This window comes from Actinosynnema sp. NPDC004786, from assembly GCF_053601135.1.
The window spans coordinates 1-22,868 of sequence record NZ_JBSGBG010000063.1 but is presented as its reverse complement, the minus strand read 5'-3'; the positions used below and the strand labels follow the sequence as shown (position 1 = coordinate 22,868).

The window sequence follows — 22,868 nt, the reverse complement described above, 5'->3', positions numbered from 1 at the left end:
CTGCGCACCCCTCGTCACGGCGTCACGCGTCGCGGGCGACGGACGGGGAGCCGGGACGCCGACCTCAGGAGGTCGGGGTCGGCAACTGCGGCTGGCAGCAGCACGAGCTGCCGCACGACGCGCCGATCGACGCGCCGCTCTCGGGCAGCGCGACGGCGTCGCGCATCGTGGTGACCGCCAGGTCGTCGAGGACCAGGTCCTCGGCGTCGAAGGTCAGGTCGAGCTTGTCCATGTGCACCTCCTTCCCGGAACCGGGACGCTAAGTCGGGCGATTCGGGCCGACAAGGTCCGGGAATTGCCCGCTGCGGTGTTACTTCGGACCACGAACCTTCATTTCGAGTGGTGTTCCGCCGTTCGGGTCACCCTCGTCGTAACGGGCCTGAGCTGCACCGATGCGACCGGGGGAAGCGCAGGGCGAAAAACCGCCGATCGGCCGGGATTCGTGATCGACACGGAGGTCCCGGGCCGTTCCCGCAGGCCGGATGTCCGACCGGTCGGCCCGGTCGGAACGGCCGTCCGCATCCGGCCGATGCCCCTTGGCCCGGTCGAAGCAGCCCCTCCCGCGACCGGTCGGCCGCACCGGGCGCACCGTCCCGACGGCGGGACGGTGCGGACTGCCGAACCCGGCCGGACCCGCGGCAACGGCCCACTCGGCCGACGCGCGCTGAAAGCGCTTTCCCCCTATTTCGGTCAATCGCCCTCCCCACTTCTCGCGAGCCCGGCTGCGGGGTCCGGTGGCCGAAAGCGGCCGTGTGTCGGGGCCGGACTGCTCCCGCGCCGGGGTCGATCGGATTGCCCCGTGCCGGGCTCCCGCTAGGGTGCTGCCAATGACCGAGAACGCGGTGACGCCCGCCGGGCAGGACTGGGAAGAGCAGGCCCGGAACTGGATCGCCTGGGTGCGCAAACCCGGGTTCGACTCCTACTGGCGCTACCGCGACGCGTTCTTCGCGCTCGTCCCGCCCGCCGGTCGGGCCACGCTCGACCTCGGCTGCGGCGAGGGCCGGGTGTCCCGCGACCTCGTCGGGCGAGGGCACCGGGTCACCGGCATCGACGCCTCCCCCACGCTGGTGGAGGCGGCACGCGAGGCCGACCCCGGGGGCCGCTACCTGGTGGCCGACTCGGCGGACCTGCCCTTCCCGGACGACGACTTCGACCTCGTCATCGCCTACAACGTGCTGATGGACGTGGACGACCTGCCGGGCAGCGTCGCCGAGATCGGCCGGGTGCTCGAACCCGGCGGCAGGCTGTGCCTGTCGATCACCCACCCGATCACCAACACCGGCAGCCGCCGGGACGGGCTGTTCGTCCTCGACCGCCCCTACTTCGGCCGGCACCGCTTCGAGGAAGAGGTCGAGCGGGACGGGATGCGGATGAAGTTCCAGGGCTGGAACCACCCGCTGAGCGCCTACACCGAGGCCATGGAGGAGGCCGGCCTGCTCGTGGAGGCGCTGCGGGAGCCGCGGGTCGGCACGGACCCCGTCCCCTGGCACCTGTGGCTGCGGGCGGTCCGGCGGTGAGCCCCGCCGCGACCGCGCGGGGTCGCGACGGGGCCGGTTCGGTCAGGGCGACCAGGGGGCCGCGAGCTGCCAACTGCTGTCGGCGGTGAGGGTCTGCGGGCGGTTGGACCCGGTGTCGCCGCCCGAGGCGATGAACACCTGGGACTCGTAGTGCCGCAGGTACGAGCCGGGCACGTTGATCGACTCCAGCGTCACGCCCGTGCCGCCGACGCCGGGCCGCGCGCAGAACGTGGCGTCGGCCCGCAGCAGCGCCGAACCGTCGTCGGGCGAGTTGCGCACGCGGCCGGACGCGTGCCGGAGGAACTGGCCGGGGTAGTTCACCGACTCGAACGAGTAGCACGACGAGTCGGCCAACCCCCGCCGGACGGTGTAGGTGGCGTCGGCCTTGAGCAGCGCGCTGCTGCCCGCGTTGACGACCTCGGTGTAGGCGAGGCTGTCGGCGTGCCGGAGGTAGCGGTCGGTGTAGTCCCACGTGGTGACCTGCAACGACCGGCGCACGTCCGTGGGCAGTGACGCGGAGCTGCGCCACAGCGCCGGTTCGGCCGCGTTCCAGGTCGTGTCGGCGGCGAAGCTGCTCGCCGTGTCCCAGGGGTTCGGGCCGCCGCTGCGGGCCAGGTAGGCGTTCTCGGCGTAGTGGCGCAGGTACGCGCCCGGGAAGTTCAGCGACTCGAACGACGTGCCGCCGGCCGCCAGGCCCGGACGGGCGCACCAGGTGGCGTCCGCGCGGTACGAGCCCCCGGTGTCGCCGTCCAGGCGCACCCGGCTGTCGGCGTGCCGCAGGTAGCGGCCCGGGAAGTTGACGGACTCGAACGAGAAGCAGCGCGGGTCGGCCAGCCCCGTCACGGTGCGGAAGGACGCGTCCTGCCGCGCGCCGTCGGCGCTCCCGGTGGTGATGACGTCCGTGCGGCCCAGGGAGTTCGCGTGCCGCAGGTAGCGGTCGGTGTAGCCGGGCGTGGTGACCCGGAACGACCGGACGTGCCCGAGGGTGAGGGCGACGGGCGAGTTGAGGTTGCGCGAGGCGGCGACCAGGTCGGCGTGCGCGGCGCGGACCTGGTCGGTGTCCACCTTCTGCACCCGCCGGTCGTAGGTGAGCAGGCCGTTGTACTCGCCCTCGACGTCGGTGATCTCGGTGTAGACGGAGGCGGAGACGCCCTTGGTGGTCATGAGCTGCCGCACGTCGCGGACCATGCCGGTGTAGCGGTCGTTGAGCTGGGCGGGGCCGAACACCTGCTCGTAGGCGAAGAACCGGCCGTCGGGGCTGTGCTCGTGGCCGGGGTTGCGCAGCCCGATGCCGCCGAACTCGCCGAGCACGGAGAACCGGGTGGTGGACGGCCGGGGCGCGTCCGGCCCGGTGTAGACGTGCCAGTCCATCATGTCCCCGGTGCCGGGGTCGCCCTTGGACGCGCAGCAGTTGTAGCCGCTGTGCGCGTTCATCAGGCGGGTCGGGTCGTAGTTCTCCAGGGCGGTGGTGACGCGTTGGGTGTCGGCGAGGTTCCACTCGCCCCAGCCCTCGTTGAACGGCACGTAGGCGACCACGGCCGGGGAGAACCGGTGCTCGTCGACGATCTCGCGGGCCTCGGCCTCGAACTGCGCGATCTGCGCGGCCGTGCGGTTGGCGTCGGACGTCGGCGTGGACGGCACGTCCTGCCACACCAGCAGGCCGAGCCGGTCGGCGTGGTGGTACCAGCGCGCCGGTTCGACCTTGATGTGCTTGCGGACCATGGTGAAGCCCAGGTCCTTGTGCTTCTGCAGGTCGAACGCCAGGGCGGCGTCGGTGGGCGCGGTGTAGAGGCCGTCGGGCCAGAAGCCCTGGTCCAGCGTCCCGATCTGGAAGACGAACTCGCCGTTGAGCGTGGGCCGCAGCACGCCGTTGACCACCTTCTTGCCGACCTCGCGCATGCCGAAGTAGGACACGACCCGGTCCACCGTGCCGCCGGAGGCGTTGCGCAGCGAGACGCGCAGGTCGTAGAGGTACGGGTCGTCGGGCGACCAGCGGCGGGCGTTGGGCACCGGCACGGAGAACTCGGTGAACCCGCCGGTGGCGCTGCCCACGACGGTGGCGCCGGCCATCGCCTCGGCCAGCACGGTGTGGCCGGTGACGGCGCCGCGGGTGAAGACCCGGACCCGGGCGGTGTTGTCGGCGAGGTTCGGGTGGATGTCGACGGAGGAGATGGAGGACGTCGGCGTGGGTTCCAGCCAGACGGTCTGCCAGATGCCCGAGGTCGGCGTGTAGAAGATGCCGCCGGGGTTGTTGACCTGCTTGCCGACCGGCTGCTTCTCGCCGCGCCCGTCGGTCGGGTCGTAGACGCGCACGACCAGCTCGTTGGCGCCGCCGTTGAGCTGCGGCGTGATGTCCACCTCGAACCGGTCGTAGCCGCCCTTGTGCGTGGTGACCTGGGTGCCGTTGACCCAGACCGTGGCCTCGTAGTCGACCGCGCCGAAGTGCAGCTGCACGCGCCGCCCGCTCCAGGACTGCGGGACGGTGAACGTACGCCGGTAGAACATCAGGTCGCGGTTGTCGTTGCGCATGATGCCCGACAGCGCCGACTCCACCGGGAAGGGCACGAGGATGCGTTCGGGCAGGGTCTGGCCCAGCGGGGGCGCGGCGTACCGGTTGACGTTGCCCGCGCCGTCGGTGGCGGGGTTGAGGAACTGCCACTCGCCGTTGAGCGACTGCCAGTCCGGGCGGGTCATCTGGGGGCGCGGGTACTCGGGCAGGGGGTTGGTCGTGGACACCTGGTCGGTCCACGGCGTGGACAGGGGCGGGGTCTTGGGCACGACGGCGGCGGACCCGACGGGCTCGGTCGCCGGGGCCGGCGATGCGGGCGCGGCAGCCGCAGGCGAGGGCAGTGCGGCGGGTGCGTCCGGCGCGGCGGGTGCGTCCGGCCGGGCAGGTGCGGGCGGCGGGGCGGGTGCGTCCGGCCGGGCAGGTGCGGGCGGCCGGGCAGGTGCGGCAAGCGCGGGAGATGCCGCGGACGCGGGCGATGCGGCTGGTGCGGCCGGTGCGGGCGGTGGGGCGAGCGCGGCGGGCACGGCGGGCACGGCGACGAGACCGGCGGCCAGCGCCAGCACGGCCGTCGCCGAGGCGAGGAGGCTGCGCATGGGACTCCTTCCGGGTGCAGGGGGCGAGTGCAGCGGCGGCGGCCGGAGTGCGGTGAGGAGAGGTCGGCAGCTCCCGGTGAGTGGCTGGGGTGCACGACCCACGTCCCTTTTACATCGTTGGAACAACGTTGTACAGGCTCCGGACGACTGCCGTCGGCCCGCATGGCAACCGGTGCGCGCCCGACCGGCTCAGCGAGGTGCCACCCGCACGCCGCCGCTCTCGCCGTCGGACAGGAACGACGCCAGCTCCCGCCCTTCCTCGGCGACGGCGGCGCGCTCGGCGCGGGAGAACGGGCGCAGCGGCGTGACGACCACCGTGCCGCCCTCGGTGGTCCAGGTCGCCGAGACCCGACCGTCGACCAGCACGACCCGCGCGCCGGCCACCGACAGGCCGCGGTGGGCGTCGTCGATGATCCGGCTCCGGTCCTGGTAGCCGAGGATCGCGTTGTCGAACGCGGGCAGGAACCGCACCGGCGCGGGCGTGTCGGGGTCGGGGCGCGGCGCGTCGGGCAGGTCGAGCAGTTCCCGGCCGCGCTCGTCGCGGAAGGTCAGCAGCTCGTCCCGGATCGCGGCCACCGCGCCGGGCAGCCCGGCCAGGCCGGACCAGGCCCGCAGGTCGGCCACGGTGGCGGGGCCGAACGCGGCCAGGTAGCGCCGGGCCAACTCCGCGCCGACGGGGTCGGCGCCGTCCGGCTCGGGCGGGTCCACGTCCCGCCCGAGCCAGGAGGCGAGGCGGAGGTTGCGCACGCCCGCCTTGGCGCGCCACAACCCCCGCGGCGGCAGCTGCACCATCGGGACGAGGGCCGCGACCGCCATCTCCCCCAGCGCCCGCGCCCCCGCCGCCGGCCGGCGCGCCGAGAGCGCGCGGCCGACCTCCGCCATCGAGCGCGGCTCGTCGTCGGCCAGCACCGCCCGTGCCGCCGCGGCGAGGTCGTCGAGGTCCACCCCGTCGAACTCCCGGCGGTAGACGCCGAGCACCCGTTGGCGCAGCATCGCGTCGTGGCGCGCCCGCCATGCCACGGCGTCGTCGGCGGTGACGAGGTGGATCGTGCGGCGCATGAGGTGCGTGCGCACCACGCGCCGCCCGATCAGCAGCCCGTCCAGCGCGGCGGGGTCGAAGGCGCGCAGCCGGGACCAGAGCCCGACAAAGGGTTCCTGCGGTTCCTGCGCCTGGAGCCCGCACAGGTGCGCGACGGCGTCCAGCACCGGCAGGTCGGCCCGGTCGAGCAGCCGCTGCCGGGCGAGCGCCGCCCGGTTGAGCGCCCGGTTCGCCAGCACGGTCATCGGGTCATGCCCCCTCGGTCGTGGTCCGGTCCTCGGCCGCGCGCGTCACCCGGCGTGCCCGCCGGCGACGTCCACGACCCAGACGACGCCGAACCGGTCCCGCAGCATGCCGTAGGCCGGCGACCAGCCCGCCGGACCCATCGGCACCACGACCGTCGCGCCGTCGGAGAGCCCTTCCCAGTAGCCGGCGACCTCCTCGGCGGTCTCGCCGCGCACGGAGACGAAGAACGGGTTCTCGCCGCGGTCGTGGCCGAGGTGCGAGGGCACGTCGTAGGCCATGACGTGGAACCCGTTCCCCGCCCGCACCTCGCCCCAGGTCACCTGGTCGGCCTCGGCCGCGTCCCGGACGTTCCCGGCCTGCTCGTAGGTGACGACGGCGAGGTGGCCGCCGAACACGGACCGGTAGAACTCCAGCGCCGCACGCGCCTCGCCGCGGAAGTTCAGGTGGGTGGTGGTCGTGATGGACAAGATCGCTCCTGGGACTCGGTGCCTGATGCGTGTCCCACGGTCGCAGGGGAAGCGGTCAGGGTGTGTCCTCTTCTTCGGGCAGGATGGCGGACGTGCCGAAGACCTCAGCCCGACTGCTCGCCCTGCTGTCGCTGCTCCAGGCGCGCCGCGACTGGCCGGGCGCGCTGCTGGCCGAGCGGCTGGACGTCAGCCCGCGCACGGTGCGCCGCGACGTCGACCGGCTGCGCGAGCTCGGCTACCCCATCCGGACCGTGAAGGGCCCGGACGGCGGGTACCGGCTCGGCGCGGGTGCCGAGCTGCCGCCGCTGCTGTTCGACGACGAGCAGGCCGTCGCCCTGGCCGTGGCGCTCCGGGTCGCGGCCACCGCCACCGGCCTCGGGGTCGAGGAGGCGGCGGCGCGGGCGCTGCACACGGTCCGACAGGTCATGCCCGCGCGGTTGCGCCACCGCGTCGACACCCTCCAGGTCACCGCGGTCGAGCGGGACGCCCCGCCGCCGCTCGACCGCGGTGTGCTGGTGGCGATCAGCGGCGCGGTGCACGCGCGCGAGGTGCTGCGGTTCGACTACACCCCGGCGGGCGGCGACCCCGTCGCGGGGCCGCCGCGCCGGGCGGAGCCGCACCACCTCGTGACGCGGGGCGGCCGGTGGTACCTGGTGGCCTGGGACCTCGACCGCGACGACTGGCGGACGTTCCGGGTGGACCGGATCACCCCGCGCACGCCCACCGGGCCGCGCTTCACCCCGCGTGAGCTGCCGGGCGGGGACGTGGCCGCGTTCGTCACCGCCCGGTTCTCCGGCTCGGGCGGGCCGGACGGGTGGCCGTGCCGCGGCGAGGTGGTCCTGGACCTGCCGGCCGCCCGGGTGTCGCCGTTCGTCCGCGACGGGGTGGTCGAGCCGCTCGGCCCGGACCGCTGCCGGCTCGTGCTGGGCTCGTGGTCGTGGCCGGGGATGGCCGCGACCCTCGGCCGGTTCGACGCCGACATCGAGGTCGTCGGGCCGGTCGAGCTGAAGGACGCCTTCGCGCACCTGGCCCGCCGCTACGCGAAGGCGGCCTCCCGCTGACCGTCCGCCACCACGCCGACGCGACGGCCCCGCGCCGACCGCCCGCCGCTACGCCGACGCGGCTCCACGCCGGTCGCCCGCCGCGAGGCCGGTCAGCCGCTCCCAGTTGCCCGACCCGATGGCCGCCTTCTCCTCGTCGGTGAACGGCGCGCCCTCCAGGAACGTCCGCGCGACGCCGCCGCTGGTGTCCAGGTGGGGGAAGCCGCCGGGCCGGGTGCCGAAGGTGTACGGGTAGTCCGTCGAGTAGAGCATCCGGTCGGTCCCGACCACCTCGGCCGTCCAGCGCAGGTAGCGCTCGCTCACCGTGCCGCTGCCCGCCACCCAGAAGTTCCGGCGGAAGTAGTCGGCGACCGGCCGCGCCAACCCGGCCTGGTCGCCCAGGTAGCCGACGTGGTCGAGGTAGAACAACACGACCTCGCCCCAGTGCCCGGCGATCACCTGGAGCCCGGGGTGGCGGTCGAACACCCCGGAGAAGATCATCCGGAGGTACTGCACGCCGAGGTCGTAGTACCAGCCCAGCCCGGCGGTCGCCAGCGCCGGACCGATCCCGCGGGGCAGGTCCGAGTAGTACGCCTGCTGGACCGCAGGCACCGGCGCCTGCGGGTGGAAGTGCAGCGGGACGCGGAGCCGTTCGGCGGTCGCGTAGAGGTCTTCGAACTCCGGCGCGTCCGCCAACCTGTCGCCCGTGCGGCCGTAGAGCATCGCGCCGGGGAAGCCGAGCCGGGTGACCGCGCGTTCCAGTTCCGCGGTGGCCGCCTCCGGCGAGGACGTCGGGATGGCGGCGAACGCCTGGAACCGCCGCGGGTGGGTGGCGACCACCTCGGCCAGCGCGTCGTTGACCTCGCGGGCGACGCGCACGGCCTCGGCCGGCGGGAGGTTCTGCACGCCCGGCGTGGCCGGCGACAGCACGGCGACGTCGATGCCCTGCTCGTCCATGTCGGCCAGGCGCCGCTCGCCGACGTCGCGCAGCCGCCGCATGACCGGGTGGTCGTCGCCGTAGGGCTGCGGAGGGACGCCCGCCCTGGCCCAGGCGTCGCTCAGGACCGGCAGGACCACGTGCTCCTCGACGCCGACGATGCGCAGCTTGTCGGTCATGGCACTCCTCGATTCCGTTGATATCGCCATCACGGTATCACTGGAAACATCAGCGGAAGCAAGATCGTGTTATCGTTGATATGTGGACGACGTGGAGGTCGCGGGCCGCGAGGTCGCCCGGCAGCGGGTGGTCGAGGCGGCCGCGGAGCTGCTCGCGCGCGAAGGGCGGGACGCGGTCACCACGCGCGCCGTCGCGGCCGCCGCCGGGCTCCAGCCGCCGGCGATCTACCGCCTGTTCGGCGACAAGGACGGGTTGCTCGACGCGGTGGCCGAGCACGGCTACGCCCGGTTCCTCGCGGCCAAGCACGCCGACGCCGTCCCCCGCGACCCGGTCGAGGACCTGCGCGCGGGCTGGGACCTCTCGGTCGGGTTCGGGCTCGCCAACCCCGAGCTGTACGTGCTGATGTACGGCGAACCCCGGCGCGGCGCCGACTCGGCCGCCTTCCGGGCCGGCATGGAGATCCTGCTGCGGCGGATCCACCGGCTGGCCGCGTGCGGCCGGCTGCGCGTGGACGAGGAACTGGCGGCCTCGCTCATCCACGCGACCGCGCGCGGCGCCGTGCTCACCTGGTTGTCCCTGCCCGAGGACCGCCGCGACCGCGCCCTGCTGACCGCGCTGCGCGAGGCGATGGTCTCCGCCGTCACCTTCGAGGAGCCCGCCGTGCGGGAAGCGGGCCCCGCCGGCGCGGCCAGGGCGCTCAGGGCCGTCCTGCCCGAGCAGACGGTGCTCAGCGACGGGGAGCAGCACCTGCTCGGCGAATGGCTCGACCGCCTGAGCGCGACCGGCTGAACACCCGCCCGCCGCCCGGACCGGCGCTCAGCCGAGGACCACCACGCCGCACGCCGCGATGAAGACCAGCTGGACCAGGGTGCGCAGCGGCAGCGGCATCGTCCTGATGCCACCGCCGGCGCGGGCCGCGCGGACGTTCGCCGGGAACATCACGACCAGCAGCACCGCCAGGCAGACCGCCGCGACCGGCGCGGTGGGCGGGACGAGCAGGCCGACCGCGCCCAGCAGCTCCAGCACGCCCGTGATCGTCACCAGCGCGGCGGGGGCAGGCAGGCCGGGCGGCACCATGGCGATCAGGTGGTCCCGGCGGGGCCGGGTGAAGTGCGCGCTCGCCGTCAGCAGGAACATCGCGGCGAGACCGGCCTGGGCGGCGTGCGCCCAGGAGTCGAACCAGTCGACGGCCAGGCCGGCGAGCCGGGCCAGCCCGGTGACGACGATCAACACGACGAGCGGTGCCATGAGTGCCTCCCCACGAATCTTGACACCGACAAGTTAGGCGCGGACCGCTCATCTTGTCAATGACAAGTCGACGCGGCAGGATGGCCGCCATGGCCAAAGGCTCCTACCACCACGGTGATCTCAGGGCCGCGCTGCTGACCGTCGCCGCCGAGCAGATCGCCGCCGGCGGGGTGGACTCGGTGTCGCTGCGCGAGCTGGCCCGCCGGGCGGGCGTCTCGCACGCCGCGCCCGCGCACCACTTCCGCGACCGGCGCGGCCTGCTCACCGAGCTGGCGGTGGAGGGTTTCGGCCTGCTGGCCGACGAGCTGGGCCGCGCCGCGCCGGACCTCCGCGAACTCGCCGTCGCCTACGTGCGGTTCGCGCTGCGCAACCCGGGCCACTTCGAGGTGATGTTCCGCAACGACCTGCTGCACCCGGACGACCCGGCGCTGATCGCCGCCCGCACCCGCTCCGGCGACCTGCTGCGCGCGGGCGTCGCGGACAAGCTGCCCGAGCACGACCGCGAGGAGGCCGGCGCGACCGCCCTGGCCGCGTGGTCGCTCGTGCACGGCTTCGCCTCGCTGTGGCGCGCGGGCGCGCTGTCCGGCTCGGCCCTGGCGACCGACCCGGACCCGGAAGCGCTGGCCCGGCGCATGATCACGTCCATGCGCATCGGCTGACGCCGCGCACGAGCCGGTGGTGCGGGTCCGCGACACCGGCGGCCCCGCACCACCGCACCGCGCTCAGACGCGGGTGATCTGGAACTGCTGGTTCTGCCCGCCGTTGCACGGGTACTGCTTGAACTGCAGGTTGTCCTGCGAGCCCGACGGCAGGTCCAGGCACTTGCCCGAGTGCCGCGCGACCAGCCGCGAGTAGCCCGACCCGACGTCCACCACCGACCACTGCTGGTTCTGCCCGGAGCCGCAGCTCCACTGCACCACCGCCGCGCCGTCGGCCGTGCTCGCGTCGCTCACGTCCAGGCACTTGTTGGAGTGCCGGGCGATGATCTGGTGGTAGCCGCCGGCGGCCTGCAACCGGAACTGCTGGTTCTGCCCGCCGTTGCACGGGTACTGCATCAACGCCGCCCCGTCGGCCCCGCTCGCGTTGGCCACGTCGAGGCACTTGCCGGAGTGCCGCACGGAGATCCGGTTGTAGGTCAGCGCCACGGCGCCGATCGTCCCGGCCGCGGTGTCGATGACGATCTGGCCCGCGTCGGTCAGGTTCATCGTCGTGTTGCTCGGGAACGTGATCGGCAGCCAGACGTAGGCGGAGTCCACCACCGGCCCGCCCCACGCGCCGGCCCAGCGGTCGCCCAGGTAGAGGTACGAGGTGCCCTGGCTGCCCTGGATCGGCAGCACGTACGCCGGTTGCGAGCGGTACGTGGTGGAGTCGCCGACGTTCTGCATCGCGCTCCACGGCCCGGACATGCCGGTGGCCGTGGCGTACTTGGCCTGGTTCGGCGACCACCCGGTCGCGCCGGAGGTGAGCATGAAGTACACGCCGTTGCGCTTGAACACCGCCGGGGCTTCCCGGTGCCCGCCCGGCCACGGGTTGCCCACCAGCGCCGCCACGCCGCGGTAGTCGGCGTTGAGGCGGTAGATGTGCAGGTCGTAGTTCTCCCGCGCGGCCGAGACCATGTACGCCGTGCCGTCGTCGTCCTTGAACAGCGTGATGTCGCGCGACATGTGGTTGAGCGGCCGGAAGCTGCCCTGGTAGGTGTAGTTCCCGTCCACTGTGGACGAGTACGCCACCGCCGCGCGGGCCTCGCCGTAGTCCTGGCCGTTCTCCCAGTGCATCCACATGACGTACTGCCCGGTGGCCGCGTTGTAGATCACCTTGGGCCGTTCCACCCAGGAGGTGCGCAGCTCGGCGTGGCTGTTCTGGGTCAGCACGTTGTTGCGGAACTCCCAGGTCTTCAGGTCGGTCGACCGGTAGACCGAGACGGCCCGGAACAGGTTGTCCGGGTGCCGGTTCTCGCCGAACCAGTAGTAGTAGGCGCCGACCTTGATCACGCCACCGCCGTGCGCCTGGACGAGGTTGCCGCCGGTGTCGGTGAACTGCACACCCACGTCGACGGTGACGGGCGCGGCGTGCGCCGGGCCGGCGGGCAGCACCACCGCGGCCAGGCCGACGACGACGCCGGCCAGCGCGGCGCGCCACCGCTTCGGGGACGAGCGGGACATCTGGACTCCTTTGTCCGGCCCACCGCAGGGTCGAAGCGGCCAGCGACCGGCGTGGGCCGACCCGTGCGCTGGCGCGTCGGGACCAGTGGCCGACGCGCCGGCGTGGCGGGCCGACGGCGCGACGACCGCGGGAACCCCGCCCGCACCCGACGATCGGCGGTGCGCCCGCTGCGGAGTGGCACCCGCGAGACGAAATGTTTGCGTTAACATCCCCTGGCCGGACCAGTTTGTTGGCCGGGGCGCGCCACTGTCAAGACCTTGCGGGCCGGCGCGGAACACGCTTTCCGCACCCGGCGTCCCGGCCCCGGTCAGGCCGCGCCCCCCACGCGGTGACACCGCGTGCGCACTGCCGTTGACCAGGCACTGGGGGATTTCCGGGGCGATTCACCCGACCGGGCCCGCACGATGACGTCGTGGCCGCCCGGACCGCGAGCGGCCGCAGGACGAGGAGAAGAGGGGCACGATGAGGAAGATCAACGTCCTGGCCCGACGACTGGTGCTGCTGTTCCTGCCCGTGGTCGCCGCGACCTCGCTCGCCGTCCCGGCGAACGCCGAGCCGGGCGCTCCCGCGCGATGGCTCGCGGTGGCGGCGGACGGCACGGCCTCGATCGCGGACGCGGGGCCGGCCGTCGCGCCGCTCGCGCTGACGAGCTACATCAGCAACGAGACCGCGAACGGGATCGGCGTGTCGAGGGACGACGTGGCCGGCAACTACCAGGCGATCCTGGCGGGCCACCGCCGCACCGACGACGCGCCGCTCAACTGGAGCCGGGCCATGTCGTTCTACGTCGGACCGGGCTACTGCGTCGACGCCTGGTTCTACTGGAACGGCGCGTGGCGGTTCGGCGTCTCCGCGCCGGGCGCCCGCGAGTACCTGGTCGACCAGACCATCGACGGCCAGTCCGTGGCGCGCTGGGCTTTGCGGAACACCCGCCCGCTGCCCTGCTGACCCGTTGCGCCGGTGGCACGAGTAGGCCTCTCCCGGCCACGCCGGGAGAGGCCCACCGCACGACCACCCGGATCAGGGCCGCACACTGCGGGGCGCAGGAATCCCGGCCCGAAGAGTCCCGATGACCCGACTCCCACTGCGCACCGCCGCGCCGGCCGATGTGACTTGCGTGGGGCACACAGGTGTGAACCGGTGCGCCCGACTGCGCCGCGCGCCCGCGACACGAGGCTCGCTCACGTCGGCTCGCGCGCTAATCTCCGCCGGAGGTGGAGGGGGAACGGGCGTGACGGGCTTCGATGGCGACAAGACGCACAACGAGATCAGCGGCCCGTTCACCGGCGCTGCGGCCTTGGCGGGCTTCATCGGCACGGTGAACTTCCACGGCCCCTACTCCGGGGCCGCCCCGGCGGAACCCGCGGATCCCTGGGTGGAGTTCGTCCGCGACTCCCCGCTGTGGCAGCACGTCCGTCCCGACCGGGACCCCGCCGCGACACGTGATCGGCTCCTCGACGTGGCCGGCCGGTTGGCGGCCGTCCGCGACCGCTGTGACGCGGTGCTCGCCGACGACCCGTGGGCGGACCGCACACTGGCCGACCGCTTCGGTGCGCGCCTCGGCTGGTTGCTCAACGAGAAGCTGGGACCCGGCGCGCTGGTCCTCGACCCGGCCGAAGCCGCTCTGCTCGTCCTGGTGCCGCTGCTGCACCACGCGCTCTGGCAACGGGCCGCGGTCGAGCTGAGCGCCGTGGGGCCGACCGACCTGACGCTGTCCGGCGTCGACGGCCGACGAGCCTACGAGAAGTACCTGCGCGGCCACTTCCGCCTGCTCGACCGCGCCGGGCTGCGTGAGCTGCCCGATCGCTCGAACGCCCGCCGTGAGATCGGGTGGTGGCTGTTCGACCGGTGGGTGTGGGAGCACGCGGAAGTCGTCAAACCGCCGTCGGTGGGGGCGTTGTTGGCGGAGGTCCGGGTCGCGGACGCCGGCCTGGGCGAGGTCTTCGACGTGGAGCGTGTGCGCGAACTGCTGTACGCCCTCCGGTTGGAGCCCCACAAGCTGTGTGCCCCGGAACGCCTCAGCCGGTTCCGCCCGCACGAGCGCATCCTCCCCGGCACCGCCCGCGAGGAGCGGGTGCGCACACCGCTGTTGGCCTTGCTGCTCGGCGTCGCGCACGCGGCCGCGGTCCCGGTCGTCGCGCTGACGGACACGGTCGTCTGGCACCTCGGCATCACGTCACCGGTGGACCTGCCACGCCTGCACGCGACGCTGGCCAAAGCCGGGTGGGACACCGAGGCCGACAACGTCGTGCTCAACGCGGCCTGCCAGCACGGCGCGGTGATCGAGGCGCTCCGCGAGCACACCGAGCGGGTCGACGCGTTGCTGGACGGCGTGCGGCGGGCCGCCGAGCGCCACGGCGGCCTGGAAGTCCTCGGCCGGCTCCCGGCCAGGGCGTTCGCCGAGGGGGTCAAGGCGGCCAGGGGCCCGGACGGGACCGAGGAGTTCAGCGGCTGGAGCCGGTTCACCCTCGACGAGCAGCGCGTCCGCGAGCTGCTGATGGGCGAGCAGCTCTACCAGGACCGCACCCTGGCCGTCCGGGAGCTGTACCAGAACGCCCTGGACGCCTGCCGCTACCGCAGCGCCCGCGAGGAGTACCTGAGGCGCAGGCACCACCGGCACTCCCCGTGGGAGGGTCTGATCAGGTTCACCCAGGGGGTGGACCGCGACGGCCGCGCCTTCCTCGACTGCGAGGACAACGGCGTCGGCATGGGGGAAGCCGAGTTGGAGGGCGTCTTCTCCCGCGCCGGCGCGAGGTTCGCCGACCTCACCGAGTTCCGCGACGAGCTGGCCGACTGGCAGGCTCTGGAACCCCCCATCGAGTTCTTCCCCAACAGCAGGTTCGGCATCGGCGTCCTCAGCTACTTCATGCTCGCGGACGAGATCACCGTGACCACCTGCCGGATGAAGCCCGACGGCGGGACGCCGGGGCAGACGCTGCGCGCCACCATCTCCGGACCCGGGCACCTCTTCCAGATCCACCCGGTGGCCGACCGCGGCGGTCCGGGCACCACGGTGCGCCTCTACCTGCGCGACGGGAACACCACGTCGTCCGTGCAGGTGTTGCGTCAACTCCTCGGCATCGCCGAATTCCGCACCGTCGCCGAGGACGACGGCGACCGGGTCGAATGGGAGCCCGGCGTGCTGCGTCCACACCGCCGGCGCTTCGGCCGGCGGAGTGGGCTCGACGCGCACGGGGCCCTGCTCCCGACGGCCGGGGGTGCGGTGACCTGGTGCGAGCACGGCGGGGCCATCCTGGTGGACGGCCTGGTGGCCGAGCCGGAGAAGCGCAGCGGTGTGCTGGCCGATCCCGGCCGGGAGGGCGCATTCCGCGGTGCGGTGGTGAACCTGACGGGCCCTCGGGCACCGTCGCTCTCCGTCGACCGGACCAAGATCGTGGAGGACGTGGCGGAGCGGGTCGAGGACCTGCTCGTCCAGGGCATCGGGGAGCTGGTCGCGGCCCGGTCCTCCCTGCCGAACTCCGACTGGCTGGACGACGTGCTGTGGCACACGCCACGACTGGCGGACCTGGTCGCCGAGCGGGCCGACCCCCGGCTCCGGCGGTTCCCGCTGGACCCCGAGGTGCTGTGGACCGGCTGGACCGGCTCCGGACCGTCCGGTCGGCAGTGGCACACCTCCCGGAACCAATTCCCGGACGCGGTGCTGCTGTGGCGGATGCTGGACAACAGCCCCAACACGCTGCTCGCGGAGTTCACCGGCCTGGTCCCGGAACTGGTCGACGCCGGCCCCGTACTGCCCCCTCAACCGTCCGACGTGATGATCTTGAAGACGGACCGGTCGGGGTCTTCCTGGCGGTCGGCGGACGAGATGACACCGGCCGACGTCCTCGAGGTGGCCCAGGAGATCGGCAAGCCGCCGCGGGAGGTGGCGCGGCGCGCCGTCCTGCTCGGCCTCGACGGAGTGGAGGAGGACCGGTTTCCCCAGGTCGTCGCCGACGTCGACATCCACCTGGTCCAGAACTCGGTGAACGGCCTGCACGAATCCGGCCGCCACTCCTACCGCGCCTCTCCCGGCCAATTCGTCCGAGGGCGCTTCGAACACGGCCTGCGACCGGCCGAGACCGCCGACCGACTGACCCGGTACGGGTTCGACGTCAGGGTCGTGGATCACCTGCCCGACCGGATGACACCCCAGGATCTCAGCCTGTTCGAGTGGGAGTTGTCCGATGAGGCCGTGGTGCCGGCCGCGCACGTCACGTGGCTGACCGTCGAACTCGACCGGAGTCGGGCGTCCGTCGAGAACAGGCTCGCGGATTACGGCATCGAGGTGGAGCCCGCGGTGGCAGCGCACGACGCCGGAGACCTGGCCGTCCTCAGCCGGCAGTTCACCGGGATGCCCCGGTGGCTCGACCGGGCCGCCGTCGTGCCGCCCGGTCACGTGGTGGCCGCGTCGATCGCCCTCGGGACGCCCGCCGGAGAAGTCGTCCAGCGCCTGCGGAAGTGCGGGTTCGACTACCCGTTCGAGGTGCCCGACCGCTTCACCGAACAGGATGCCCTCCTGCTGTCGCGGGAACTCGACGGCGCGTGGCCGTGGCTCGACCCGACTCGGCCGGTGGCGTGGCCGCACGTCGTGCTCGCGTCCCGGTACCTCCGCCTTCCCTTCGAAGACGTCGTGGCCGGGTTGCGCGGCTTCGGGCACGAGGTGGAGGCGGACATCGCACCGAACGGGACCGACTTCGACCTCACCGCCGTGTCCCTCGACCTCGACGCCCGGAATCCGTGGTTGCCGATCCACCGGCCGGTGCCCCTCGGGCACCTGATCGAGGTCGCCGCCCGACGTTCCGCCACCCTGGTCGAGACGGCGGACTGGTTCCGGTCCCGGGGATACCGGTCGCCGCACCCCGCCGTGACGATCCGCGAAGCACTGCGCCGGGTGCCGCTCGCCAACCGGTACGCGTGAGCCGTTGTGGCCGGACTCCACACCGCGCTGCGCAGGTAGGACGGAACGGTCCCACACGGCCGCGCACAGCGCGGTCAGCCGGGTGCGGCCGGGCTGAACCCCCGCCGCGTCCCCGTCCCGATCCGGGACGGGGACGCGGCCGACGGGTCAGCTCCAGGGGTTGGCGGGTTGGTCGTTGATCGCGGTCCAGAAGCGGCCGGTGGGCAGGGTGCCGCTCGCCCACAGCGACCAGCCCACGCCGTCGTGGAACTCGGCCGTGCGCCAGCCCGTGCCGAACGCCGAGGCGCACACCTGGTCCGCCGCCGCACGGCTGGTCAGGGCCGAGCCGGGCACGGGGCCCGTCACCTTCACCTCGCCGAACGCCCAGCTGTGGAACCCGGTGGTCGGGATCCCCGCGGGCGCGGCGCGACCGTCCACGCGCAGGCACAGCACGGGCAGGGCGGTGGTCGCCGCCGTGTCGCCCTGGTAGGGGTTGGTGCGCGCGTCGCTGCCCACCCGGACGATCCCGTCGGAGCGCTGTTCCAGCACCGTCCACGTCATGCCGGCGTGCGTGGCGGGCGCGGGGTTGGCGTTGACGACCGGCGCGGGCCGGCCGACGTAGACGGCCGGCGCGCCGGGCCCGAGCACGGCGGCGTCCAGGGTGCAGGTGTCCAGCCAGGCGGCCGGGACCTGGGCCTGCCGGCACACCGCCTCGGCCCGCTGGCGCACCGTCGGGTCGAGGTGGCCGGTGAAGAACGGGCCGGACGGGTTGCCGACGCTCACCGCGTCGCACGCCTGCAGCAGCGACGTGACGGGGTTGGCCCGCCAACTGGCGCCGAACCGGGTGTAGAGGTCGCTGAACGAGATCGGGATGGAGAACCGGGTGCCGTCCTTGGCCTCCAGCAGCCTCGGGTTGTGGTCGGGGTTGCCGAGCAGGCCGCGCACCGTGACCGGCCAGGTGCCCAGGCCGATCTGGAGGTCGGAGTAGACGGGGTTCGCGCCGGTGTTCGCGGTGACGCGGACGCTGTTGCCGGCCTGGTCCCGGACCAGGTACCGGTTGCCGTCGCGGCGGATGCCCACACCGCCGGGCAGCAGCACCGCCGCGCCGGGCGCGAGTTCCGTGGCGCGCCCGTCCACCACCAGGCGCGTCCCGTCGCACAGCGCCACCCTGGTGGTGCCCATCCTCGTGGCGACCGACCGGTTGACCGAGGCGTTCGGCCACGACGGAGCGCCGGACACCTTGCGGGTCTGGACCTCGAACGCGCTGCCGACCTGCGCCTCGACGAAGTCGCCGGTGGCCTGGAAGTCGTAGAGCAGGCCGGCGAACGTGCGCTGGTGGGTGTCGCCGATGGTCACGGCCGCGTTGCACCCGTCGGCCAGGGCGTCGCCGGTCTTCTCGTTGAAGATCACGGCCGGGCCGCCCGGCGCCACCGAGTCCGGCGCGGCGCCGAGGTTGAGGTTGTTGCTCTCGCCGGTGAAGCCGTCGACCCGGCACAGGGGCGCTTCCGTGCCGCCGTGGTTGATCCTCGTGCGGACGGTGAGGTTGGCGGTCGGGTCGCCGGGGTTGGTGTTGAACTCGGCGGTGGAGGCGTTGCCGAAGCCGAACACGTTGAACTCCGCCTTGACCCAGCCGGGGTCGGGCGCGAGCACGTGCGTCCGGGTCGGCGCGACCGACGCCATCATGCTGGTCCCGTTGTGGAAGATCGCGGTGTCGGTGTCGGTGCCCGTGTTCACCACGCCGGTCAGCGCGAGGTTGGGGTTGGCGATGTCGGTGATCGGCACGTTCGCCGTTTCGGTCGCCGCCGACTTCTGGTAGCAGTAGATTTCCGGCAGGTACGGCGGGTACTCGACCCAACCGGCCGGGCAGGGGTTGTTGTAGACCAGCAACCAGTATTCGACGAAGATCCGGCCCGTGGTGCCGCTGTTGGCGAACACGAACTGCTTCCAACCGGTGCACTGCGTCGGTTGGGCCGCGCCCGCGCATTCCGCGGCCGCGAAGAAGTTGGTGTTGAGCTGAAGGCTGTAGGCGTTCGGCACCGGCGCGCCGCCCTCCTTGAGGGGCGACCGCACGTTGCTCACGCCGGTGACGCCCTCGAACGACCCCGTCGCCTGGGTGATCACGCCGCTCGCGGTCGGCGCCTGCGCCACGATGTCGTAGCCGCTGCCGATGCGGGCGTTGGGCGGAGCCGGCCGTTTCGGCACCATGGGGGCCGCCGGCGGGGCGACGCACGCGGTCTCCCGCCAGGCCAGGCCGGGGTAGTCGGCGGTGAAGCAGCCGGGCGTCGCCGGCGGCCCCACCCGGGCCATGGTCGCGTGCCACGCGTCGAGCGTCGCCGCGGTGGCGGGCGCGCCCGCGGCGGCTCCGGAGTGGATTCCCGCGAACAGCAGGACCACGGTCGCCACGCCGAGAATTGTTCGGATCGTGCCGCGTCTTCGCGGAAGCAGGGTCATCGCTCGGTCCTCCCGGAATGGAAAACTGCGTCGGCAGGGGGAATTTCGGGCAGGCTTCGACGCCGCGTGCCCGGCGAGCACCGTCGGGGTCGGTATTCGGAGTACGCGCGATTCGTGCGGTGCACGGACATCGGGTCGTTCCCGGGCATCGTGGGGTTCGACCACCCGGCCTCCGGCGGTCCGCGGTGCGCCGGGAATCGAGCGTAACACTCCGCGCTACGGCGACAATTACCCTGAGTGGCCGCTTTGGCACGGGACCGGCCGGCGCGCCGACGACGGGCACAGGAGCCGCTCTACCGGTTGGTCGCGGCGCATTCCCGCGGGTGGCGGCCGGACCCCGTCAGGCGCCGGCGCGCGAGCCGCCCATGCGCGGGGTCATTCGACGGACCACAGCGGCGCGACCGGTCCGGCGGCGAGCTGCGGCGCGGCGCGCGTGCCCGGCGCCGGGAGCGCGAGCAGGTCGTCCACGACTTCGTCCAGCGCGCCGTGGCGGACCCACAGCAGGCGGGGCGGCTGCTCGCCGTCGCTGCGCAGCCCTTGGACGTCGTCGCGGTCGCGGATGCGGATGACGTCCACGTGCAGGCTCCCCGGCCAGCCCTTGGTGCCCTGGATCTCGACGACCTGACCCACCTCGTCGAGCAGCGGCACGACCTGCCACCCGCGGCGGATCAGCTCGACCAGACCGCGCAATTCGGGGTGTGCCGTGAGTGCGACGAGCGCGTTGTGCCTCAATGCGTCGTTCATATGCACCCTTACCGCCTCATCGCACCGTCATGAATCCGGGTGCGCGCCTCCCGCACCGCACCCATGCGTTCTCATCGCGCCATGTTGGTACCCCGTTGCACGTGCTGCTGCACGTGCAGGACGAGTGAATCGTACCGGACGGGTATTCCGATGAGTCGATACGGAAAATGCATGGGAGCCGTATACCGCGTATCGCGGGGACGCGAGCGAACCCCCTGCTCACGTCGGAGGTTGGGGTCAAGGTGTTACGCCTCGCGCGTTTACCCGTGCGCCGCTACCGGGCGGGGAGGTCGGGCGAGGTCGCGGAAGTGCCCGGAGACCGCGGTGAGGGCGTCCACGCACGCGCGGAATCGCACCCGCGGTCGTCGTCCTCCGCGCGTGTCACGGTGAGGATCGTGCGGTGGAGCGCCGGGCGGGCGGCCGGTACGCGCACGCCGATGGGCACCGTCCCGGCCCGGGCGCGGCACGGCGACCGCGCGTGCGCGGTGGCGGGGATCGCGCCGGCCCGCCGGGTGCCGGTGACGTCGTCGCGCAGCCGCGCCGGCCCTCACGGGGAAGCGGCGCTGCCGGGCTCCGTGCCGGTCCGTGGCGTCCTGTGTCAGGTGGAGCTGAGGGTCACGCTGCCGAATCGCGGGCGGGAGGCGGGGGCCGGGATCGTGGCCTCGGCGGCGTCCTCGCCGGCCGGTTCGAGAGGCACGGGCGCCAGGATCACCGACGGGATGCCGCCGCCGTCCCACAGGCCCTCCTCCCGCAGGTGCGCCAGGTGATCGGTGACGTCGAAGCGCAGCGTCAGGCCGGCGCCGCCGTGGTGGTGGATGTCGCCGCCGATCGCGCCGAAGAAGTCGAGGTGCCCGACGAAGTAGGGGCTGTCGGCGCTGAGGTCGTCGTCCCCTTCCGCGGCCCCGAGCAGCACCCGGTAGGTGGTCCCCGGCGACTCGTCGGCCCGCAGGTCGCCGATGGTGAGGATCACTCGTTCCGGGGTGTCGCTCTGCACGGCGACACCGAGGGCGTCGATCCCGCCGCTCTCGGCCTGGAGGGGCACGGCCTGAGGTCGGGAGCCCAGTTCGGAGCCCGTGTCCGCGCGGCCGAGGATGCGGTCGGGGTTCCCGGGGACGGCGCCGGTCACCTGCAGGCTGCGCCATTGCGGGCCGACGGCGGGGCGGGTCCACACGTCGTAGTTGTCGTACGTGTAGCCCAGTGCCTCCGGGGTGAGCATGTCCTTGGACTTCTTGCCGGCTTTCTTGGCGTTCTCGTCGCGGAAGGAGTGCTCCTTGTCGAGCCACGCCTTGGCCTCGGGGTTCTTGCCGCCGCGCCTGATCCAGGACTCCCACAGCCGGTCGATGTTGGCGTGGTGGAGCCAGAAGATCGGATCGCGGGGCGAGACGAACACCCCCATCCAGCCACCCACGAACAGGTGAATCTTGTTGTGCGGGACCGATTCCAGGGCACCGAAATCGGCCGCGTCGTGAGGCATGTCCGATCCGGTGTCCTTGCTGCCGAAGTAGTCCGGCCGCACGCCGGGGAACACCTTGGCCCGCATGGCCGTGGTCGGGTCGACCAACTCCCAGGCCGCACCGAAGCCGGCATTGGCGGTTTCGCTCCGCTTGATGCAGTCGTGCAGCGGGTTGGCCATGTACCGCACGTCCGCGGTGGGCCCCTGCCTGAGGTCGCGGATCTCGGGCTGCCGGAACGCCGCCGGGAGCTTGCGGAACTCCTTCGACGCCGGGCTCATCGGGTCGTCGCCCGCCACCCGCGTGTAGCTCCAGTACGGCAGCGACCAGTTCCGCGGCCCGCCCAGCCTCTGGACCACCCGGCCCACGATCAGCTCGAAGTAGTACAGGTACGCACGGTGCCAGGGCAGGAAGAACCAGCCGCCGTGCGGGCACTGGTTCCACTCGGGGTTCCACCCGTCGGGGGGTTTCGTGCTCGAGTCCGGACTCCCCGAACCGTGGATGTTGGCCTGCCAGCGCCAACTGCGCGGGTCCTCGTCGTAGTCCTTCATCATCTCCCCGACCGCGTAGGCGTACCAGAGGATGTCCGGGTGCCAGTTGTCCGGGTCGCTCGTCATCGTCGCGACATCGCGACGGGTGCGGGTGGCGGGCGCGTCGTTCATGAGGGGCTTCTTCCCATCCGTGTCGATGCGGTGCGCCGCCGCTCGTCCCCCTGTCCACCAGGCCGCCGGCGGGTTGTGGACGAGTCCGTCGACCGCGTCGGCGGGCACCGGAGCGGTGGTGTCGGCGCAGGATCGTGCGGCGGGGTTCCTCCTGTGGTTCTCGCTCCCGCCAGTACGCCACCCGGGTGCCCCCTCGGCATCCCGAGCCCACCATTCGGGTGTACTCGGCGCTCGCTCCACCGGTCTCGCACCCGCGCAGGGCGCGACCGGACCGGCACGGCGATCCGGTTCCTGCGACGGACTCAGCTCAGAGGTCGCCACCCTCCTCGAGATACGCGCTCGATCATCCGCCTCGCGTCGTTGTCATCCCGCTCGACGCCTGCCACCGATTCCCGGCCACCGCAGCGGATTCGTCCCTGATATGACTGGAGATATGGCAGTGCGCGCACCACTCCACACCGCTCTGCGGCATTCTTGTTGCGCCGCGCCCGGTCCGGCAGCCATTGGGGCGCAGCTGCCAATTCGGCGGGGTCGACTTCGAGGTGGCGAACGTAGAACTGGCGCAGCGCCCTGACTCCGCAGTGGGAGGCACGGGTTTACGGAAATGTCCTCGGCCACTCGAAATCGGACACTACGGGCTCCACGGCCTCCGGCCGTTGTCGGCGGTGGAGGAGGGCCGGGGGCCGCCGCCCCGGCACGGCTCGGTCGCGCGGCCGACCTCACC

16 protein-coding genes are annotated in these 22,868 nt (G+C 73.0%); 6 read left to right on the top strand and 10 right to left on the bottom strand.

The features are described from left to right. Positions 1 to 64: 64 nt before the first annotated feature. Positions 65 to 232, bottom strand: coding sequence for a thiazolylpeptide-type bacteriocin (locus ACWEFJ_RS35670; RefSeq protein ID WP_378097801.1), 168 nt, complete (start codon positions 230 to 232; stop codon positions 65 to 67). Positions 233 to 827: 595 nt separating this feature from the next. Between ACWEFJ_RS35670 and ACWEFJ_RS35665 the strand changes: the two genes are divergently transcribed. After that, positions 828 to 1,517 (top strand): class I SAM-dependent methyltransferase, encoded by a 690-nt coding sequence (locus ACWEFJ_RS35665; protein WP_378097804.1) that lies wholly within the window; start codon positions 828 to 830, stop codon positions 1,515 to 1,517. A gap of 42 nt (positions 1,518 to 1,559) precedes the next feature. Here the strand turns inward: ACWEFJ_RS35665 and ACWEFJ_RS35660 are convergent, their stop codons facing one another. The 3 genes from ACWEFJ_RS35660 to ACWEFJ_RS35650 all read right to left on the bottom strand — a co-directional run bounded on the left by ACWEFJ_RS35660 (position 1,560) and on the right by ACWEFJ_RS35650 (position 6,371). Further along, positions 1,560 to 4,619, bottom strand: a complete 3,060-nt coding sequence (locus ACWEFJ_RS35660) for an AbfB domain-containing protein (protein ID WP_449716464.1) — start codon at positions 4,617 to 4,619, stop codon at positions 1,560 to 1,562. A 189-nt stretch (positions 4,620 to 4,808) separates the two neighbouring features. Then, a complete protein-coding gene (locus ACWEFJ_RS35655; RefSeq protein WP_449716463.1) occupies positions 4,809 to 5,903 on the bottom strand; it encodes a winged helix DNA-binding domain-containing protein in 1,095 nt (364 codons plus the stop codon). 45 nt (positions 5,904 to 5,948) lie between these two features. Next, a complete protein-coding gene (locus ACWEFJ_RS35650; RefSeq protein WP_378097812.1) occupies positions 5,949 to 6,371 on the bottom strand; it encodes a VOC family protein in 423 nt (140 codons plus the stop codon). Between the two features lie 92 nt (positions 6,372 to 6,463). On the opposite strand from ACWEFJ_RS35650, the gene ACWEFJ_RS35645 reads away from it, so the two are divergent. Further along, positions 6,464 to 7,432, top strand: a complete 969-nt coding sequence (locus ACWEFJ_RS35645) for a helix-turn-helix transcriptional regulator (protein ID WP_449716462.1) — start codon at positions 6,464 to 6,466, stop codon at positions 7,430 to 7,432. Positions 7,433 to 7,480: 48 nt separating this feature from the next. Here ACWEFJ_RS35645 and ACWEFJ_RS35640 read toward each other — a convergent pair whose 3' ends face one another. Continuing rightward, positions 7,481 to 8,527, bottom strand: a complete 1,047-nt coding sequence (locus ACWEFJ_RS35640; RefSeq protein WP_449716461.1) for an amidohydrolase family protein — start codon at positions 8,525 to 8,527, stop codon at positions 7,481 to 7,483. An 82-nt stretch (positions 8,528 to 8,609) separates the two neighbouring features. Here ACWEFJ_RS35640 and ACWEFJ_RS35635 point away from each other — a divergent pair, with 82 nt between their 5' ends. Next, entirely contained in the window at positions 8,610 to 9,317 is a 708-nt protein-coding gene (locus tag ACWEFJ_RS35635; RefSeq protein WP_378098375.1) for a TetR family transcriptional regulator, read from the top strand. A 27-nt stretch (positions 9,318 to 9,344) separates the two neighbouring features. Here the strand turns inward: ACWEFJ_RS35635 and ACWEFJ_RS35630 are convergent, their stop codons facing one another. Continuing rightward, positions 9,345 to 9,776 (bottom strand): DoxX family protein, encoded by a 432-nt coding sequence (locus ACWEFJ_RS35630; protein WP_449716460.1) that lies wholly within the window; start codon positions 9,774 to 9,776, stop codon positions 9,345 to 9,347. A gap of 89 nt (positions 9,777 to 9,865) precedes the next feature. Between ACWEFJ_RS35630 and ACWEFJ_RS35625 the strand changes: the two genes are divergently transcribed. Further along, positions 9,866 to 10,435 (top strand): TetR/AcrR family transcriptional regulator, encoded by a 570-nt coding sequence (locus ACWEFJ_RS35625; RefSeq protein WP_449716459.1) that lies wholly within the window; start codon positions 9,866 to 9,868, stop codon positions 10,433 to 10,435. 63 nt (positions 10,436 to 10,498) lie between these two features. Here the strand turns inward: ACWEFJ_RS35625 and ACWEFJ_RS35620 are convergent, their stop codons facing one another. Continuing rightward, positions 10,499 to 11,938, bottom strand: a complete 1,440-nt coding sequence (locus ACWEFJ_RS35620) for an RICIN domain-containing protein (RefSeq protein ID WP_449716458.1) — start codon at positions 11,936 to 11,938, stop codon at positions 10,499 to 10,501. A gap of 463 nt (positions 11,939 to 12,401) precedes the next feature. On the opposite strand from ACWEFJ_RS35620, the gene ACWEFJ_RS35615 reads away from it, so the two are divergent. Next, entirely contained in the window at positions 12,402 to 12,887 is a 486-nt protein-coding gene (locus tag ACWEFJ_RS35615) for a hypothetical protein (RefSeq protein WP_449716457.1), read from the top strand. Positions 12,888 to 13,170: 283 nt separating this feature from the next. Then, entirely contained in the window at positions 13,171 to 16,857 is a 3,687-nt protein-coding gene (locus ACWEFJ_RS35610; RefSeq protein WP_449716456.1) for a wHTH domain-containing protein, read from the top strand. A 147-nt stretch (positions 16,858 to 17,004) separates the two neighbouring features. Here the strand turns inward: ACWEFJ_RS35610 and ACWEFJ_RS35605 are convergent, their stop codons facing one another. The 3 genes from ACWEFJ_RS35605 to ACWEFJ_RS35595 form a co-directional block, all read right to left on the bottom strand. Then, complete coding sequence (locus ACWEFJ_RS35605) at positions 17,005 to 19,239, bottom strand: hypothetical protein (RefSeq protein ID WP_449716455.1); 2,235 nt, start codon at positions 19,237 to 19,239, stop codon at positions 17,005 to 17,007. 423 nt (positions 19,240 to 19,662) lie between these two features. Next, on the bottom strand, positions 19,663 to 20,031 hold the full coding sequence (locus tag ACWEFJ_RS35600) for a hypothetical protein (protein ID WP_378097964.1): 369 nt from the start codon (positions 20,029 to 20,031) through the stop codon (positions 19,663 to 19,665). 598 nt (positions 20,032 to 20,629) lie between these two features. Continuing rightward, positions 20,630 to 22,144, bottom strand: coding sequence for a tyrosinase family protein (locus ACWEFJ_RS35595; RefSeq protein ID WP_449716454.1), 1,515 nt, complete (start codon positions 22,142 to 22,144; stop codon positions 20,630 to 20,632). Positions 22,145 to 22,868: the final 724 nt, after the last annotated feature.

Coding starts and splice junctions, on each gene's coding strand:
- ACWEFJ_RS35670 (WP_378097801.1), bottom strand. CDS start 232: ATGGACAAGCTCGACCTGACCTTCGACGCCGAGGACCTGGTCCTCGAC.
- ACWEFJ_RS35665 (WP_378097804.1), top strand. CDS start 828: ATGACCGAGAACGCGGTGACGCCCGCCGGGCAGGACTGGGAAGAGCAG.
- ACWEFJ_RS35660 (WP_449716464.1), bottom strand. CDS start 4,619: ATGCGCAGCCTCCTCGCCTCGGCGACGGCCGTGCTGGCGCTGGCCGCC.
- ACWEFJ_RS35655 (WP_449716463.1), bottom strand. CDS start 5,903: ATGACCGTGCTGGCGAACCGGGCGCTCAACCGGGCGGCGCTCGCCCGG.
- ACWEFJ_RS35640 (WP_449716461.1), bottom strand. CDS start 8,527: ATGACCGACAAGCTGCGCATCGTCGGCGTCGAGGAGCACGTGGTCCTG.
- ACWEFJ_RS35630 (WP_449716460.1), bottom strand. CDS start 9,776: ATGGCACCGCTCGTCGTGTTGATCGTCGTCACCGGGCTGGCCCGGCTC.
- ACWEFJ_RS35625 (WP_449716459.1), top strand. CDS start 9,866: ATGGCCAAAGGCTCCTACCACCACGGTGATCTCAGGGCCGCGCTGCTG.
- ACWEFJ_RS35620 (WP_449716458.1), bottom strand. CDS start 11,938: ATGTCCCGCTCGTCCCCGAAGCGGTGGCGCGCCGCGCTGGCCGGCGTC.
- ACWEFJ_RS35615 (WP_449716457.1), top strand. CDS start 12,402: ATGAGGAAGATCAACGTCCTGGCCCGACGACTGGTGCTGCTGTTCCTG.
- ACWEFJ_RS35600 (WP_378097964.1), bottom strand. CDS start 20,031: ATGAACGACGCATTGAGGCACAACGCGCTCGTCGCACTCACGGCACAC.
- ACWEFJ_RS35595 (WP_449716454.1), bottom strand. CDS start 22,144: ATGAACGACGCGCCCGCCACCCGCACCCGTCGCGATGTCGCGACGATG.